The sequence below is a fragment of the Pseudomonas tehranensis genome, assembly GCF_014268615.1.
In the GTDB taxonomy this organism is placed as follows: domain Bacteria; phylum Pseudomonadota; class Gammaproteobacteria; order Pseudomonadales; family Pseudomonadaceae; genus Aquipseudomonas; species Aquipseudomonas tehranensis.
The window spans coordinates 14,800-30,971 of the sequence record NZ_JABWQV010000039.1 but is presented as its reverse complement, the minus strand read 5'-3'; the positions used below and the strand labels follow the sequence as shown (position 1 = coordinate 30,971).

Below are 16,172 nucleotides of genomic sequence, written 5' to 3'. Positions count from 1 at the left end.
AAGATCGCAGCCTTCGGCAGCGCCTACAGGCGTACACATAACCCTGTAGGAGCTGCCGAAAGATGCGATCTTGTGAGCCAATTAAGGCTCAATCGAGCATCAACACCTTCGCCAGAATAATCTTCGGCCCTTTCATCTTCTTGATGATGATCCGCAGGCCTTCGACTTCCAGCACTTCTTCCTCTTCCGGCACGCGCTTGAGGGTTTCATAGACCAGCCCGGCGAGGGTCTCGGCCTCGATGTGGTCAAGGTCGATGCCCAGCAGGCGCTCAACCTTGAACAGTGGCGTGTCGCCGCGCACCAGCAGCTTGCCCGGCTGATAGGCCAGGATGCCGCGCTCCGCTTTGCGGTGTTCGTCCTGAATATCGCCCACCAGCACTTCCAGCACGTCTTCCATGGTCAGGTAACCGATGATGTTGCCGTCGGCTTCTTCAACCAGGGCGAAGTGCGAGCCACCCTTGCGAAACTGCTCCAGCAGCTGCGACAGCGGCATGTGCCGCGACACGCGCTCCAGCGGGCGGGTGAGTTCGGCCAGGTTGAACGACTCGGGAATGTGATCCAGGGCGGCCAGTTCCAGCAGTAGATCCTTGATGTGCAGCAGGCCGACGAACTCCTGGCTCTCGCTGTCATACACCGGATAGCGGCTGAACTTGTGGCGACGGAACATCGCCAGGATCTCCTTGAGCGGCGCATTGAACTCCAGCGTCACCAGGTCTTCCCGGGAGTTGGCCCAGTCCACCACTTCCAGCTCGCCCATTTCCACCGCCGAGGCCAGCACGCGCATGCCTTGGTCGCTTGGGTCCTGGCCACGGCTGGAGTGCAGGATCAGTTTCAGTTCTTCACGGCTGTAATGATGCTCGTGATGCGGGCCGGGTTCGCCTTGGCCGGCGATACGCAGGATGGCGTTGGCGCTGGCGTTGAGCAGGTAGATCGCCGGGTACATGGCCCAGTAGAACAGGTACAGCGGCACGGCGGTCCACAGCGACAGCAGCTCGGGCTTGCGGATCGCCCAGGATTTGGGCGCCAGCTCACCGACCACGATGTGCAGGTACGAAATGATGAAGAACGCGGTGAAGAACGATACGCCCTTGATCACTTCCGGCGACTCAACGCCGACCGCGCCTAGCAGCGGCTCCAGAACGTGGGCGAACGCCGGCTCACCGACCCAACCCAGGCCCAGGGAAGCCAGGGTGATGCCCAATTGGCAGGCCGACAGGTAAGCGTCGAGTTGGCTGTGAACGGTACGCAGGATGTGCCCGCGCCAGCCGTTTTTCTCGGCGATGGCCTCGACCCGGGTCGAGCGCAGTTTGACCATGGCAAATTCGGCCGCAACGAAAAAGCCGTTGAGCAGAACCAGGATCAGAGCAAAAAGAATCATGCCGAATTCGGCGAAGAGTGTTGCCAGGGACAAGCCAGGGGAAGGGTCCATGATGGAGTTTTGCGGGTTCCGTATATTCGAAAGGATTAGAAATGAGTGCCTGAAAAGGCAGGCACAAGTCAGCCAATGTAGCGGCTGACTGGGCCGTTGCCTAGTGGCGAGTGCTGGCCGGTATCAATCGGCGGCGCTGGTGAGGCGCGAGCGAACCGTCTGTGCCGGGGCAAAATGGCAGGTAAACGTACTGCCATGGCCAGGCACGCTGCTGATTTCCATGCGCCCGCGATGCCGCAACAAAACGTGCTTGACGATCGCCAGGCCCAGCCCGGTGCCGCCGGTATTGGAGTTGCGGCTGGAATCGACGCGGTAGAAACGTTCGGTCAAGCGCGGCAGGTGTTTGCTGTCGATGCCGATGCCCGAATCCTGCACGCTCAGGTGTGCGCCTTGGCCGTCGGCCCACCAGCGAACGCGAATGCGGCCTTGCTCCGGCGTGTACTTGACGGCATTGAACACCAGGTTGGAGAAGGCACTGCGCAATTCGGCCTCGCTGCCCTTGAGCTGCACGTTCGGGTCGGCTTCAAGGGTGATGGTCTGCTGCTTGGGCCCGGAGAGTTCCTGGGCATCCTCCACAATGATTTGCAGCAAGTCATCGACAGGCACCGGCTGGTTGTCCGAGGGGTAATCGGTGGCTTCAAGTTTGGCCAGCAGCAGGTCATTGAGCAGGGTCTGCATACGCCCGCTTTGCTGGTGCATCTGCTGCAAGGCCCGGCTCCAGCGTGGGTTCACTTCCTCGACATTGTCCAGCAGGGTTTCCAGATACCCGCAGATCACTGTCAACGGCGTACGCAACTCATGGGAGACGTTGGCAACGAAGTCTTTGCGCATCTGTTCCAACTGATGGATGCGCGTTACGTCACGCACCAGCATCAAGTGCTCGTTGTTGCCGTAGCGCGTGAGGTATAGCTGAATGCGCACCCGGTCATTGGTGGGCGAAGGAATCTCCAACGGCTCGGCGTAGTTTTCCTGTTCGAAGTATTCCTTGAAGCGAGGATGGCGCACCAGGTTGGTCACTGGCTGGCCGCTGTCCTGGGGGGTCTTGAGGCCCAGCAGGGTTTCGGCGGCGCGATTCCACCATTCCAGGTTGCCATCGCTGTCGAGCATGATCACCGCGTCCTTGAGCGCCGCAGTGGACTCCTGGACCCGGTCGATCACCGCTTGCAGGCGGCCACGCACGCGCTGGTCGCGCCGCTGCAGGTGATAGATGCTGTCGAATACCTCACCCCACAGGCCATAGCCGTCGGGCGGAGCCTCGTCGGGTTTGTGCAGGCGCAGCCACTCATGCATGCGCAGCAATTGCTTGAGCGTCCAGCCCAGGTACAGCGCCAGGCCCGCAGCCAGACTCCAGCCGTAGAAGCCCGTAATCAGGCCCACGACCAGACAGCCGGTCACTAGCAACAACATGTGGCGAATCAGGGTGCCATGCCAGTTTTGATTCAATTGAACGCGCGTCCTTGTCAGCTTGTCGGGCGGTAAGGGCTCGGGTCAGGCCTTGGTCGAAAAACGATAACCGGTGCCGCGCACCGTTTGTACCAGATTCTCATAGGCATCGCCGAGGGCTTTGCGCAGGCGACGAATGTGCACGTCCACGGTGCGCTCCTCGACATAAACATTACCGCCCCAGACCTGGTCCAGCAGTTGGCCGCGCGTGTAGGCACGCTCCTGGTGGGTCATGAAAAATTGCAGCAGGCGGTATTCGGTCGGGCCCATCTCGGCGGGTTTGCCATCGATGGTCACGCGGTGGCTGATGGGGTCCAGCAGCAGGCCACCGACTTCAATCGGTGCCTCGCCATCGGTCGGACCGGCGCGTCGCAGCACGGCCTTCAGGCGTGCCACCAGCTCCCGTGGGGAAAACGGCTTGGTGATGTAGTCGTCGGCGCCGACTTCCAGGCCCTGGATCTTGTTGTCTTCTTCGCCCTTGGCAGTGAGCATGATGATCGGGATATCACCGGTCAGCTCATCGCGCTTGAGGCGTCGCGCCAGTTCAATGCCAGACGTACCGGGAAGCATCCAGTCCAGCAGAATCAGGTCGGGCTTGCGGTCGACGATGATGGCGTGGGCCTGCTGAGAGTTTTCTGCTTCCATGCAGTCATAGCCGGCCATCTCCAACGCAACGGCGATCATCTCGCGGATGGGCGCTTCGTCGTCGACGATCAGAATGCTCCTGCCAACCATGGGGTAATCCTCTTGTCATTTAACTGTCTTGCGCCGCATTAGATAACGGAATTATTGCAGTCGTGTGACACTTGTTTCGGCACCCGGCAGTGTAGAGGATCCTGGACTAAGCTTTTGAGTCCGAATCCTGACAACTGCAAAAGAGGGTTTCCATGACTTACCTTACCCAATCCATCAAGGCCCTGGGCCTGGCGGTTGCCTTGGTGCTGCCGGCGCTGGCGTATGCGGCTGGCGAGCCGGCGATGGTCACTGATGGTGTGCTGACCGATCACAAGGGCATGACGTTGTACACCTTTGAGAAAGACAAAGACGGCAAGTCGGCGTGCAATGCCAAATGTGCCGAGAACTGGCCCCCGCTCATGGCTGAAAGCGCTGCCATGCCGACAGGCCACTGGACGGTGATCACCCGTGACGACGGTTCGTCGCAGTGGGCCTACGATGGCAAGCCGCTGTACACCTTTGTGAGGGACACCAAAGCTGGCGAAATGACTGGTGACGGCCTGATGGAAGGTGCCTGGAAGGTCGCCAAGCCCAAGAAGTGACTGACCAGCGCCAAACTGCTTTTAGGGTAGGGGAGCTTGCTCCCACTGGGCGGCGCAGCGGCCCCAGGCATTTGCGGCTGCTGCGCGACCGAGCGGGAGCAAGCTCCCTCGCCACAGAGAGGTTCATGACCGTGGGTTCAGCGCTGGGTCAGCGGTCTCACCGCAGCGCGTAATCCAGCACAATCCCCACGAAAATCGCCAACCCGGCCCAATGGTTGTGCAAAAACGCCTTGAAGCAGCGCATCCGGTCTTTGCTGCGGGTGTACCAGAACTCCCAGGCAAAACACCCGGCAGCGGCCACCAGCCCCAGGTGGAACCAGCTGCCCAGCTGGAATTTTGATCCGGCCAGCAGCAGGCAACCCAGGGCCAGGCCCTGCAGCGTCAGGATGATCACCCGGTCGGCATCGCCAAACAGAATGGCCGTGGACTTGACGCCGATCCTCAGGTCATCGTCCCGGTCAGTCATCGCGTAATAAGTGTCGTAGCCCACCGTCCACAACAGGTTGGCGATGTACAGCAGCCAGGCCGCCGCCGGCAAATGACCGGTTTCGGCGGTGAACGCCATCGGCATGCCCCAGGAAAACGCGGCCCCTAGCACCACTTGCGGATAGTAGGTGTAGCGCTTCATGAACGGATAACTGAACGCCAGCGCCAGCCCGCCGAGGGACAGCAAAATGGTCGGTGCATTGGTGCACAGCACCAGCAGGAAGCTCACGCTCATCAGCACCGCGAAGAACACCAGCGCCTCTTTCGAACTGATCTTGCCGCTCACCAGCGGGCGCTGTTCGGTGCGTTTGACGTGGCCGTCCACCTTGCGGTCGGCCCAGTCGTTGATCACACAACCACCGGCGCGGGTCAGTATCACGCCAAGCACGAAAATCACGATGTTGGCCAGGGACGGCGAACCTTCGCCGGCAATCCACAAGGCCCATAACGTCGGCCATAACAGCAGATAAATGCCGATGGGCTTGTCCAGGCGCGTCAGTTGCACGAAGTCCCACGCCCGCGGGTTCAGGCGGTTCAAGGATTTGAGCAGTTGCACGTACATCAGCAGTTCTCCGAATAGGCGCGGGCGACGGTCCACAGGCGCGGCAGAAAAATTTCCGCCACCAGCACACTCAACGTTCCGCGATCAAAACGCGAACGGCGGCCCCACAATTCACGGGCGCGCACCTCAGCCGGCAACCATTGCTCGGGGTAATGGCAAACCTCGATGGCCCGGCGCTGGAACGCCTGGTCGCAAAACAGCAACTCGCCCAGGGAACGACTGCCCAGTTCGTCCATCTGCAAACCGTCGCCCAGCAAGGCGCTGCGCGCCGCCACACTGCGGGCAAACACCCAGGCCTCGCCATGGCCGCGCAGATACACCTCGCGTACCCAGCCTTCGCTGCCCTCGGCCAGATCCAGCGCGGCACATTCGTCGGCACGCAAGGGCTGCCAACCTTCGAACAGCGGCGTCACGCTGAAACGCTCATCCGACAGCCGCGTCAGGCGCCGGGTCAGGGACCCTTCGTCGAACAGCCAGTCGAGCACACAGGCGTCAGGGCGAGGCGACAGCAGGGGCTGGGGCAACCATTGGAGTGTAGGAAATATCGAATTTGTATGCGGCACAGAGGTCTTGAATGGCAGCAAATGAGGCCGCGAGCTTACCATGTCGGGTGGCGAATTTGATTCAGCGGGGCGGTCTTAGCGTCGATCATGCTTGCATCTATCGCGACCGATCAGTACAAAACGCCCTGAGCCGGAAGGGGCAGCTTTACATCGACCCAACCATACCGGCAAATGCCGACACCTGAGGAAGTACCTGAATGAAAAAGTGGCAATGTATTGTCTGCGGCCTGATCTACGATGAAGCCCTTGGTTGGCCGGATGATGGCATCGCGCCCGGCACTGCCTGGCAAGACGTACCCGAAGACTGGCTCTGCCCGGACTGCGGCGTGGGTAAAGCGGATTTCGAAATGATCGCCATCTGATCGTTTCCTGCATGGAGAGCTACATGGAGAGCAACATGAGTGCACCTGTCGTCATCGTCGGTACGGGCCTTGCCGGTTACAACCTGGCCCGGGAGTTTCGCAAACTCGACAGCGAAACCCCGCTGCTGCTGATCAGCGCCGATGACGGCCGCTCCTACTCCAAGCCGATGCTCTCCACAGGATTTGGTAAAAACAAAGACGCCGACGGCCTGAGCATGGCCGAGCCGGGCGCCATGGCCGAGCAACTGAACGCCGAAGTGCGCACCCACACCCGCATCAGCGGCATCGATCCGGGCCACAAACGCTTGTGGATCGGCGAAGAAACGGTGAACTACCGCGACCTGATCCTGGCCTGGGGCGCAGAAACCGTGCGCGTGCCGGTGCAGGGTGATGCCTCGGACCTGATCTTCCCCATTAACGATCTGGAAGACTACGCACGCTTTCGCGCAGCGGCCGCCGGCAAGCGCCGGGTGCTCTTGCTCGGTGCCGGGCTGATCGGCTGCGAATTCGCCAACGACCTGATCCTGGGCGGTTACGAAGTGGAGCTGGTCGCGCCGTGCGAGCAAGTCATGCCGACCCTGCTGCACCCTGCCGCCGCCGCTGCGGTACAGGCCGGGCTGGAAAGCCTCGGCGCGCGTTTCCACCTGGGGCCGGTGCTCAATCGCCTGCAACGGGTGGCCGACGGGCTGGAGGCGCATCTGTCCGACGGCCAGGTGATCGCCTGCGACTTGGTGGTCTCGGCCATCGGCCTGCGCCCCCGCATCGACCTGGCCGCCGCTGCCGGCCTGGTGGTCAATCGCGGCGTGGTGGTCGACCGCCACCTGAAAACCTCCCACGCCAACATCTACGCCCTGGGCGACTGCGCCGAAGTCGACGGCCTGAACCTGCTGTACGTCATGCCGCTGATGAGCTGCGCCCGTGCCCTGGCCCAAACTCTGGCCGGCAACCCGACCGCCGTACGCTACGGTGCCATGCCGATTACCGTGAAAACCCCAGTGTGCCCACTGGTGGTTTCGCCACCGCCACGGGGCAGCGAAGGCGTGTGGAGTGTCGAAGGGCAGGGCAGCGACATCAAGGCCCTGTGCCGCGACGCCCACGGCAATCTGCTGGGCTATGCCCTGACAGGCGCGGCGGTGATGGAAAAACTGGCGCTGAACAAAGAGCTTCCAGCGCTGCTGGCGTAAACGCCAGTCCTTCTGTCGCAAATACCCTGCTTTCGGCGCGACAAAGGCCACCCTGACACTGGCGTCGCCTGCGGCCCCGTGCCATCCTCACTCCCGTCTGCCGCAGAGTAGAGCCTGCGGCGCCTTAGGGGCTGTTCCCATGAGTACAGCCCAGACATAACAACAAAAAAACCGTCAAAAGGGGCTTCATTCATGCGTAAACCAGAACTCGCCGCCGCCATCGCGGAAAAGGCAGACCTCACTAAAGAGCAAGCCAACCGCGTCCTCAACGCCGTTCTCGAAGAAATCACCGGCGCCCTGCACCGCAAAGACAGCGTCACCCTGGTCGGCTTTGGCACCTTCCTGCAGCGCCACCGCGGCGCGCGTACCGGCAAAAACCCACAGATCGGTGAGCCGGTGAAAATCAAGGCCAGCAACACGGTCGCCTTCAAGCCGGGCAAAATGTTGAAGGACAGCGTCAATCCATAATCGCCGCGGGTTCCCCGGTTAGGGGGCAACGGTAGAAAAAAAGGGCATGCCGATTGAGTCGGATGCCCTTTTTTTATGGCTTTTGTCCCGAACATCGAAGGCCCCAAACCGCCAAGGTGAGAGCGAGCCTGCTCGCGATGGCCGCCTGTTGGTTGTAGTGAGGAGATTTATCCCCGCTCGGCGGCGCAGCCCAGATTAACGCCCGTATACCTTCTGCAACTGCGCCTCTGTCAGCGCATCCTCGAACGGCACCGGCACTGATTTCACCGCGCCGTAGAGGTTGCGATAACGCCAGTAACTGCCGTTGTGGGCCAATTGATATCCGCGTTCGACCACGCGCTGACCATCGAGCACATAACGCAAGGTTTCCTGGGCGGCTGGCGGTGGGGTCGGCAGCATCAGGTCAGTGGTCAGCACGCGCATCGATTCATCAATGCACTCGTCCAGCACCGCCGTGACTTGCGTCAGATCCAGGCTGCCATCGTCGATGCAGCGTTTGCCGCAGCGCCGAATCGGCTGGCTGGTGACTTCAATGCGCATGCGGTACAGCGCCGAACCGGCAATATCCTGAACCTGCACTTGATTGATCAGCACGAAACTACCGCGATCAGGAGTGAGCATCAGTTTAGGTTCGACCAGCAGGCGCGCGGTCACGGGCCCTGCTCCCTGCTTGAGGCCGGCCGCCAGCGAAGCCTGCTGGAAACGCTGTTGCAAACGCTCCTGCAACGGCACGCCCGCCAACAGGTCGGCCAGCGGGCGCGACTCCTTGGCGGCGGCGGTTTCCGCATCCCGCTGCAAGCTGCCGCTGCCCATCTGAGTGTTGATCAGGCTGGCGACCAGCAAACCGGCAAGCCCGGCAGTGTTGCCGGAACTGGCGATCAGATTATGGCTCGACGACGCGGCCTGCTGCGCGGCCTTGGCGTCGACCACAGTGCTGGCCCCCACAAAGGCCGGCGGCAGTTGTACATCCACTTTGAGCCCATGGGCCTGGACGTAGGTCACCGCATCTTGCGACTTGAAACCGGCCGGCGGCGCAGGCTTTTGCGCACAACCGGCCAGCACCAGCAGGGCCAGCGTGCCGGCCGCGATCAGCGCCCGCTTCATTGTTCGAACGGGGTGATCATTTGCTGGCGGCTGGTATCCATCGCCTGGTAGAACGCGTTGGTCAAATTGGCGTAGTTGGGCTCGTCCCACTCACCCTGAGCGGCCTGCACGACGGCAAAAGGTTTGAACCAGAGCAGCTTGTTGTCGGCCAGATCAACCACCATGCCTTGCCCGCCCACCTGCGCCATCGGCACGCTGGTCGGCACGACGCTGTAATAACTGCGAGTGGCGCCGGTAGCCAGAATGTTGACCAACAGCAGGCGATCCACCCCGTAAGTCGCCTTCAGCGGCGTCAGGTCGCGGACCGTGTAGCCTTCGCGGAAACTGACTTCCTTATAGACCTTCAGATCCACCGGCTCGTCGATACGCTTGGCCTTGTAACCCTTGGCCTGCAACTTGGCGACAATGGCATCCGGCAGCGTGTTGAGGTCGTTGACTTGCCATTTCTCGACATTGTCGCTGAGCGAACTGTTAACGCCCTTGTTGATAGCCAAATCCAGAAGACCCTGATTGCCGGTCAGCGCCAGTACAGGCTCCGGCACTACGGTAATTGCCACACCGATGGTTGGTTCCTTGGCATCCCAGAACTGATTGTCCAGCGGTACGGGAGGTTGAACGTGGGCGCAGCCGGTAAGCGTGAGGCAGGCGAGTAACGTCAGTGCGGCGAGGGTGCGGAAGGTGTGAAAAGACATGCATCAAGTCCTTATGATTTAAAAACGATGCTGCCTGTGTCGGCAGCATCGGGCAGGACTATAGTGGCAGATTGATATATTTTTTTCAGCTGGGTTACAGGACGCTCTGTAGGAAATTGCAAATTTTGAAGCCGCGTGGATGTTATCCCCGTGGATCTATAGGACGCATACGGGCTTGTGCGGTTTGTTCCGACGGGCAGCTATCGGCCGATTCTGTTGAAAAAGTCGGCCATGGTTTGCGCATCAGAAAAGTACGCGTCCGAGATTGAAATCTTTACTTTTGGCAGAGGCTTCCGGACTCGGATTTCACGTAGCAGCGTGCAAAAAAGGCATTTTCACCAGTCAATGATCAGGCAGTTTGGGCAGACCGACTTTTTCAACAGAATCGGCCAGAAGCGGTCTTTGAGCAGGCCGATTGTGATCTGGAAGGTGTCTCACCATCGGGCCGAAAGCTAGGCATATCCGATACTGAGGGCGTTTCACGAAAGGCTCAATAAAGTTCAATTCTTCAGTGCTAAGATTTCCCCATCCTGGGCGCTGAGTTTTGGCTAGGCACCCGACGAACCGGCAGCTCGACCTTTCTCCTCAACGTCCATTTCCTTGCTGGGAAACAGACACTGAAGAGGGGGATATTTGAACGACCTACTGCAAACAAAGGATTGAGTATCTAATGTATATACAGCGCGTACAGATAGAGGAAGGCTTCTTGGATGGCCTAGATGTGAAATTCACACCAGGGCTGAACGCGATAATCGGGGCAAGGGGAACCGGAAAAACATCACTCATAGAAATAATCAGATTCTGCCTCGACGTGAATAGCACAACAGCAGAAACCACTAGGCGGAGCAAAGATCACGCGCTCTCCGTTTTAGGATCTGGGCAAGTCACAATCACACTCACCGACGGTGAGAATACTATACTGGTAAGTCGTACCGCTAACGATCCGGCGCCGAGGTCAACTGCTAAATTTAGAAAGCCAGTAATCTTCTCGCAAACTGAAATCGAGACGGTTGGTCTTGAAGCTACTGGACGTTTGAAGCTCATAGATGGATTCGTTAAAAACAAACCTGATACCGAAGCTCAGGAAAGAGAGCTAATAACGGAATGTAGGAATCTTACACAGCAAATCGAAGAAAGTAGGCGCGAAATTGAAGAGCTCGAGCTGACTCAAAAAGCACTACCGGCATTAAGAGAAGAGCTTAAGTTAATAATTCCGGCAGAAGAAAATGTTTCAAAAACATCTGAAAATTTAAAACAAAAAACGCATCTTCTCTCTGTGCAAAATAACACTATCTCCAGCGCAGGCGTGATGGTGGAAAACATATCAAGAATAAAAAACAGTGTTGCTAACTGGAGTCACGAGGTCAAGAAAGGAATAGATAATGCACCAATTAACTCTATAAGCCTGGAACACGGAGCAGCGCTAATACTTAATCCGATTTTAGAGAAAATTAACACAGTTAAGACCAATCTAATTTCTGAACTTGGCAATGTTCTGAATATATATAGTGAACTAGAGACGGTGCTCAGCAATTTCTCCACCAACAAAATATCAATGGAGGATCAAGCCCGTCAATTACGACAAGAAATAGAAAGTATCCAGTCCGGCTCAGGTAGCATACTGAGGCGCGGCCAGGAACTTCGGGAAAGTATCGCAAAACTAGAATCAATTAGCACGTTTCTCGCCCCCAAAAAAGCGTCACTTAGTAAGCTGATAAGCACAAGATCAGAAGCGCTCGACAAACTAGACGAGATACGTGAAGAAAGATTCTTCGCTAGATCATATGCAGCCGATTCTCTTAATAAAATTGTAGCGCCAAATATTAAGGTTTCAGTATTTAGGAATGGCCAATCCAAGGTTTTCGCCGCTGCAATTTTGGAAGCCCTGAGAGGAAGCGGCCTAAGATATGGCGACGCGGTTGAGGCGATAGCGAACAATATCAGTCCTCGTGCACTGCTTGAAGCAGTCGACAACTTTGATGTTTCATTAGTCGAAGATGCAGCCAATATAACCTCAGACAGGGCGTCGCGACTTCTTTCTCACCTAAAAAGTTGCGATCTGGGTGAGATATGCACTATAAACATAGAAGATGATGCATCTCTGCAGTTGTTGGATGGAACGGATTATAAAGACATATCAGAACTTTCAACAGGACAGCGCTGCACAGTTGTACTGCCGCTGATACTTTCTCATATGAACAGAATGCTAATCGTCGATCAGCCGGAAGACCATATTGATAACGCATTCATCGCAGAAACTTTAATTAAAGTTATTTTATCGCGAGGCGAGCAAGGCCAAACTATATTCTCGACCCATAACCCTAACATCCCAGTACTGGGAGATGCTGACTTGGTATTGCACTTGGGTTCTGATGGGCGCAGAGGCTTTCGTTTGTCATCTGGGCCACTAGATGAAGTCAGTATTGTGAATGCAATAAGTACCGTCATGGAAGGTGGGGCTAAAGCTTTTAGTCAAAGAGCTAGGTTTTACGGGGAGCATATAAAATAATGACTCGCGAGGAAGCCCTAACTGCCCTAGTAAGCGGGAATTCGCATGCCAGATTTAAAGCAGTCCGTGAGCTAGAGCACCTTGCGATAGAAACAGATACCCACGAACTACTGAGAATCAAAGCTGCCGAAACGGACCGCATGCTGATTAGACGAATTGAACGTTTAATCAGTAATTTAAGCCTTGAGCCAGTTATTGAGGAAGATGAGCCGGATTCTGTACCTCAGGATGTTCGAAAGAAATTAAAGGCAGAAGCTATTGAGTGGGTGGCAGGCCTCCTCCTTCATGAGCTTGGATCTAAACTTGGGCTTCTAGCAAGCACGCTATCAAAAGAAATACCTAGCTATTCTGAGTCTCGCTCGAAATCTCGCATTGAGCACCTTCAAGATATTTTTGATGGCATTGAAGAGCTGAAGAAAGCAACTTCCGTTCCTCAACCAATAGAAATGGATCTACCTACTCTTATCAAGGATGTTGTAGAGCTAGAAATAACAAATAGAAAAGTTGAAGTGTCCCTAGTTGGTAGAACCCCTTTAGTCATATTTTGTGACCGCGGCCTACTAAGGTTAGCCCTTTGTAATGGTATTAAAAACGGGATGGAGGCGGCCGCATCCATTTCGACCGAAGAAAGAAGAGCTTCATTGGTAATTAGCTGGGGCCAGACCGACCGTGATATCTGGATCAGTGTAATTGACAATGGTCCAGGACTGCCCAGTAACCCAGCGCGCTCATTCACTCTTGGAGAAACAAGCAAATCTGGACACTTAGGCTTCGGGCTTGGAATCGCACGACAAGCTATCGAAACCCTTCAAGGTAAAGTGGAGCTCCGAAACTCTGAATCAGAGGGAGCTGTATTTGAATTAAGATGGAGCTTAAACTCGTGAATATTTTAATTGTCGAAGATGACGCAGACTTTGTTGAAGAAATTAAATCCCGAGTGAATGCATTATGCCGCGACCCTCAGTACACAGTCGCCGAAAATTTCGAGTCGGCTAAAAGTTTGATTGAGTCTGATTTTTTCGATTTCATTTTCTTGGATTTAAGACTTCCAACAAACACTGGAAGTATGGATAGCGACCCTCAACACGGCCGTAATTTATTAGATATATCAATTTCCCATGCTCCAGGGACTCCAGTTTTTATGCTAACTGGCTCATCTGCCGAACAATTCCTTCCTGAAATGATGGCGCTCAGTCACCAAGTTGACATATGGGGACATGGAAAAGAGCTTTCAATGATAGGTTTCCAACCAAAGCACAGAATCAATAATCTTGACGAGAAAATCAAACCTTATCTCGAAGCTTTTGACTCTGTATGCGAAGTTGAGATTAATGCAAATTTCGAACTAGATATTGCCACATCAAGACTAATTAGGATATTCGTCGCATCTGCCGGAGGTGTATATTGTAATGTATCTAGGATAAGTGGTGGGCTGTCTGACGCATCTGTTTATAAGCTTCAGGTTAATGATGGTGCTGGAGTAAGGATTCACAACTCAATTGCAAAAATTGGTTTACCTTCCAATATTCAAGATGAAGTCGAGCGGCACGACAGATTTATATCAAGACTCGAACCTCATGCCACCCCTAGAAAAGTTGCGATGCTTGTGTATGGAGCCAAAAAAACATCTGGTGTCTTTTACAGTTTAGCAGCGGCATCAGAACTTAATGGCTTCTCTTTTGTAGAGCAAAATTCCATAGCCATTATCGACAGATTGAAGAGCATTCTGCTTCGATGGACGGACTCTGCCCCTCAATGTCGCACTACAATTCGTGATATAAGAAGATCATTCATTGATGAAGAAAGCTTTCAATCTGTGGCCGGACTTATTGAGCATGACTGGGTGGAACGATTTGAAGCAACCTCAATTCAAGTTAAATGGGGCTGTGTACATGGGGATTTGCATGGGCTCAATGTTTTAGTTTCGCCCGATCAGATTCCGGTATTGATTGATTACGGTGATGTAGGAGAGCGTCCGCTGAGTACAGACCCAATTACGTACGAGCTTAGCGTATTCTTTCACCCTGAAGGCCCTTATCAACAAAGCGATTGGCCAAGTGACAATACAGCACGGAACTGGGGAAAACCTGACTTTGTAGATACAGAATGCCCGTCACCTGATTTCTTTAATAACTGCAGAACTTGGGCGGAAGCGGTATCGGTGGGGAAACGTGAGCGTGCTGCTGTAGCGTACAGTTACCTTGTAAGGCAACTTAAATATCCGGGCTGTGACACTAGAAGGATTAATGCTTTGCTTGATGGAGTCAAGAGGCTTTTCGATAGCGCGTAACAATCCGGGAAAATAGTTTGGCGCTTGACGATTTAGTAAGTGGAAAACTTACGCTACAACACAAGCGTCATTCAAAAAAATGAACTAGCTTTTATATCATTAAATATCCTCCTAATTTGCGAGCTGTAAATGAGCGTTAAGAACTTAAAACCAGAGTACATTTCCCACTATATCAATGATGGAGGGACTTATAGTTGGGTGAATCATCAGGCAAAAATTTTACCATCAACTTATTTGGAATATGCAAAGCAGGACTTTGACGAGCAGGATGGGGGGCGGGCTTTAATTAATGCTGTTGGAAACGCCAAAAGAGCTTTCCATCTGCAGACAGAAACTCTGTGCGATGCCCTAGGGTGGAAAGTTGCCTACAAAAATAGACAGCTAGGATTTGACAAGCGACTGGAGTACCTTTCGAAATGCGGAGTATTGTCACCTCGCATTTTGTCCAGATTAAATAAGACACGAAACCGTGTCGAGCACGAATATATTGTGCCGACTACAGAGCAGGTGGAAGACTATCTTGATATTGTGGAGCTATTCATCTTTGCGGTCGGGCAAATTCTCGATAGATTTCCATATGAGATGGATTTTTCCCTGATGCAAGATGAGTATTATGATTCGACGCTGGAATTACCGAATGACTTTATCTTTAAAATGAACAGCGGTAGCCTTGATTCTTTTACGATTGGTCAAAAAGGCGAGAGCATTACGAAAGTAATGACTGATGATGACTACTTTCCTTGGTTAAAAGCTATATTTACGCAATATTTTCTAGTTTAGAGTTAATACGTTGTAGGGTGATGACTTAGCTTTAGCTATACGCCGGTCCTTCATCAAAACTAATCACCACTGGCTTTGTAGCTTATTCGGAGGGACGGAACGGGTTGATCTCCCCAATGACGGCTATTGGCTGGAAGCCACCCTCGTCTGAACGTCTTTCTTTGGCCGATTGCTGCCGGTCACAAATGGTAGCTAATGGACGATAGCAGGCGAGGGTCGACAGTCGTTAGTGCTTGGGGCGTTTGCTAGGTGTCCATAGGTGAGACAGCGAAGCGAAAGCGCAACCCATCGATGAAATGAGACAGGCTCGCTAGGAAAGCTGCTGTCAGATGCAAATACATCAAACCCGACGCAATACGTCGGGTTTGATATCGGATGGTTTGTTATCGCGGATCAACGTTATCCAGCACCCGGTTCGCCAATAACGAACTCAGTTCAATCAGCTGCTGAATGCCGAGAGCAAAGTGGCGGCGCGAGCCTTCCAGCTCGAAGGCCAGGTCGCTGACCATAGCATCGGCCGAAGCCAGGGTTTCGCTGAGGTTGGCCAGCAGGGATTCGTTGTCGATGTCTTTCACGACGGTGAACAACTGGCCCGGTTTGGTGGCGTCTTTGGGCTTCGTCTGTTTTGGCAACAGGTAGAAATCCAGGGCGCGCTTGGCGGCTTCGTCGTGTTTTTTGGCTTTGGATTTGGGGGATGGGGCAGTGTGATCTGTTTCGGGGGGATTCGGAGTAGGTTTGAACATTGGGACTTCCTTATTAATAGGGCCGCAACCTTCTCGCTACTAAACGAATTGGTGGCAGCTGTGCGCAAGTTAGTAGACCGGTGAAGTCACCAAACCGGCGCGCCCGAAGGCGCCATGCGCACAGCCACCATCGAGTGCAGGCGAATGCCTGACTGGATGAGACTCATGCAACCGTAGTGACAGTCCGGGCTACTAAACCCGACCACTGATGGGCAGTGGCAGGGAAAACGATAGAGCCCGGAGACAAGGCGCACAAGCGGGCGAATTCTGGCGTAGTTGT

The 16,172-nt window shown here is 54.8% G+C and carries 16 protein-coding genes; 8 read left to right on the top strand and 8 right to left on the bottom strand.

Annotated elements, in window-relative coordinates:
- Positions 1-88: 88 nt before the first annotated feature.
- From HU811_RS09820 to phoB, 3 genes are all read right to left on the bottom strand, one after another.
- Positions 89-1,429, bottom strand: a complete 1,341-nt coding sequence (locus HU811_RS09820) for a hemolysin family protein (protein WP_092457701.1) — start codon at positions 1,427-1,429, stop codon at positions 89-91.
- Positions 1,430-1,552: 123 nt separating this feature from the next.
- On the bottom strand, positions 1,553-2,836 hold the full coding sequence (gene phoR / locus HU811_RS09815; protein WP_263642004.1) for a phosphate regulon sensor histidine kinase PhoR: 1,284 nt from the start codon (positions 2,834-2,836) through the stop codon (positions 1,553-1,555).
- An 81-nt stretch (positions 2,837-2,917) separates the two neighbouring features.
- Positions 2,918-3,607 carry a phosphate regulon transcriptional regulator PhoB gene (gene phoB, locus HU811_RS09810; RefSeq protein WP_003177195.1) on the bottom strand — a complete coding sequence of 230 codons (690 nt, stop codon included), beginning with the start codon at positions 3,605-3,607 and terminating at the stop codon, positions 2,918-2,920.
- A gap of 152 nt (positions 3,608-3,759) precedes the next feature.
- Between phoB and HU811_RS09805 the strand changes: the two genes are divergently transcribed.
- On the top strand, positions 3,760-4,149 hold the full coding sequence (locus HU811_RS09805) for a COG4315 family predicted lipoprotein (protein ID WP_186655536.1): 390 nt from the start codon (positions 3,760-3,762) through the stop codon (positions 4,147-4,149).
- A gap of 157 nt (positions 4,150-4,306) precedes the next feature.
- Here HU811_RS09805 and ubiA read toward each other — a convergent pair whose 3' ends face one another.
- Together ubiA and HU811_RS09795 are read right to left on the bottom strand one after the other, a co-directional pair.
- Positions 4,307-5,197, bottom strand: a complete 891-nt coding sequence (gene ubiA, locus HU811_RS09800) for a 4-hydroxybenzoate octaprenyltransferase (protein ID WP_092399452.1) — start codon at positions 5,195-5,197, stop codon at positions 4,307-4,309.
- Complete coding sequence (locus tag HU811_RS09795; RefSeq protein ID WP_186655534.1) at positions 5,197-5,760, bottom strand: chorismate--pyruvate lyase family protein; 564 nt, start codon at positions 5,758-5,760, stop codon at positions 5,197-5,199. Before HU811_RS09795 ends, ubiA begins: the two co-directional genes overlap by 1 nt.
- A gap of 197 nt (positions 5,761-5,957) precedes the next feature.
- Here HU811_RS09795 and HU811_RS09790 point away from each other — a divergent pair, with 197 nt between their 5' ends.
- The 3 genes from HU811_RS09790 to HU811_RS09780 all read left to right on the top strand — a co-directional run bounded on the left by HU811_RS09790 (position 5,958) and on the right by HU811_RS09780 (position 7,774).
- Positions 5,958-6,122, top strand: a complete 165-nt coding sequence (locus HU811_RS09790; protein WP_186655532.1) for a rubredoxin — start codon at positions 5,958-5,960, stop codon at positions 6,120-6,122.
- A gap of 35 nt (positions 6,123-6,157) precedes the next feature.
- Positions 6,158-7,306, top strand: a complete 1,149-nt coding sequence (locus HU811_RS09785; protein ID WP_092399827.1) for an NAD(P)/FAD-dependent oxidoreductase — start codon at positions 6,158-6,160, stop codon at positions 7,304-7,306.
- 192 nt (positions 7,307-7,498) lie between these two features.
- On the top strand, positions 7,499-7,774 hold the full coding sequence (locus tag HU811_RS09780; protein WP_186655530.1) for an HU family DNA-binding protein: 276 nt from the start codon (positions 7,499-7,501) through the stop codon (positions 7,772-7,774).
- A gap of 195 nt (positions 7,775-7,969) precedes the next feature.
- On the opposite strand, the gene HU811_RS09775 is transcribed toward HU811_RS09780, so the two are convergent.
- The gene (locus HU811_RS09775) at positions 7,970-8,878 is read right to left on the bottom strand and encodes a hypothetical protein (RefSeq protein ID WP_092399450.1); all 909 of its coding nucleotides are present in this window, start codon (positions 8,876-8,878) and stop codon (positions 7,970-7,972) included.
- Entirely contained in the window at positions 8,875-9,570 is a 696-nt protein-coding gene (locus tag HU811_RS09770; protein ID WP_186655528.1) for a hypothetical protein, read from the bottom strand. The genes HU811_RS09775 and HU811_RS09770 overlap by 4 nt, the downstream gene beginning before the upstream one ends.
- Before the next feature lie 670 nt (positions 9,571-10,240).
- Between HU811_RS09770 and HU811_RS09765 the strand changes: the two genes are divergently transcribed.
- The 4 genes from HU811_RS09765 (at position 10,241) to HU811_RS09750 (ending at position 15,149) form a co-directional block, all read left to right on the top strand.
- Positions 10,241-12,079 carry an AAA family ATPase gene (locus HU811_RS09765; RefSeq protein ID WP_186655525.1) on the top strand — a complete coding sequence of 613 codons (1,839 nt, stop codon included), beginning with the start codon at positions 10,241-10,243 and terminating at the stop codon, positions 12,077-12,079.
- The gene (locus HU811_RS09760) at positions 12,079-12,963 is read left to right on the top strand and encodes an ATP-binding protein (protein WP_186655523.1); all 885 of its coding nucleotides are present in this window, start codon (positions 12,079-12,081) and stop codon (positions 12,961-12,963) included. Before HU811_RS09765 ends, HU811_RS09760 begins: the two co-directional genes overlap by 1 nt.
- The gene (locus HU811_RS09755; protein ID WP_186655520.1) at positions 12,960-14,369 is read left to right on the top strand and encodes a hypothetical protein; all 1,410 of its coding nucleotides are present in this window, start codon (positions 12,960-12,962) and stop codon (positions 14,367-14,369) included. Before HU811_RS09760 ends, HU811_RS09755 begins: the two co-directional genes overlap by 4 nt.
- A gap of 129 nt (positions 14,370-14,498) precedes the next feature.
- Entirely contained in the window at positions 14,499-15,149 is a 651-nt protein-coding gene (locus HU811_RS09750; RefSeq protein WP_186655517.1) for a hypothetical protein, read from the top strand.
- A 383-nt stretch (positions 15,150-15,532) separates the two neighbouring features.
- Here the strand turns inward: HU811_RS09750 and HU811_RS09745 are convergent, their stop codons facing one another.
- Positions 15,533-15,892 (bottom strand): DUF6124 family protein, encoded by a 360-nt coding sequence (locus tag HU811_RS09745; protein WP_092457680.1) that lies wholly within the window; start codon positions 15,890-15,892, stop codon positions 15,533-15,535.
- Between the last annotated feature and the right edge of the window lie 280 nt (positions 15,893-16,172).

Excerpts from the sequence above, each read along its gene's own strand:
- HU811_RS09820 (WP_092457701.1), bottom strand. The coding sequence starts at position 1,429 with ATGGACCCTTCCCCTGGCTTGTCCCTGGCAACACTCTTCGCCGAATTC.
- phoR (WP_263642004.1), bottom strand. The coding sequence starts at position 2,836 with ATGTTGTTGCTAGTGACCGGCTGTCTGGTCGTGGGCCTGATTACGGGC.
- phoB (WP_003177195.1), bottom strand. The coding sequence starts at position 3,607 with ATGGTTGGCAGGAGCATTCTGATCGTCGACGACGAAGCGCCCATCCGC.
- HU811_RS09805 (WP_186655536.1), top strand. The coding sequence starts at position 3,760 with ATGACTTACCTTACCCAATCCATCAAGGCCCTGGGCCTGGCGGTTGCC.
- ubiA (WP_092399452.1), bottom strand. The coding sequence starts at position 5,197 with ATGTACGTGCAACTGCTCAAATCCTTGAACCGCCTGAACCCGCGGGCG.
- HU811_RS09790 (WP_186655532.1), top strand. The coding sequence starts at position 5,958 with ATGAAAAAGTGGCAATGTATTGTCTGCGGCCTGATCTACGATGAAGCC.
- HU811_RS09785 (WP_092399827.1), top strand. The coding sequence starts at position 6,158 with ATGAGTGCACCTGTCGTCATCGTCGGTACGGGCCTTGCCGGTTACAAC.
- HU811_RS09780 (WP_186655530.1), top strand. The coding sequence starts at position 7,499 with ATGCGTAAACCAGAACTCGCCGCCGCCATCGCGGAAAAGGCAGACCTC.
- HU811_RS09775 (WP_092399450.1), bottom strand. The coding sequence starts at position 8,878 with ATGAAGCGGGCGCTGATCGCGGCCGGCACGCTGGCCCTGCTGGTGCTG.
- HU811_RS09770 (WP_186655528.1), bottom strand. The coding sequence starts at position 9,570 with ATGTCTTTTCACACCTTCCGCACCCTCGCCGCACTGACGTTACTCGCC.
- HU811_RS09765 (WP_186655525.1), top strand. The coding sequence starts at position 10,241 with ATGTATATACAGCGCGTACAGATAGAGGAAGGCTTCTTGGATGGCCTA.
- HU811_RS09760 (WP_186655523.1), top strand. The coding sequence starts at position 12,079 with ATGACTCGCGAGGAAGCCCTAACTGCCCTAGTAAGCGGGAATTCGCAT.
- HU811_RS09750 (WP_186655517.1), top strand. The coding sequence starts at position 14,499 with ATGAGCGTTAAGAACTTAAAACCAGAGTACATTTCCCACTATATCAAT.
- HU811_RS09745 (WP_092457680.1), bottom strand. The coding sequence starts at position 15,892 with ATGTTCAAACCTACTCCGAATCCCCCCGAAACAGATCACACTGCCCCA.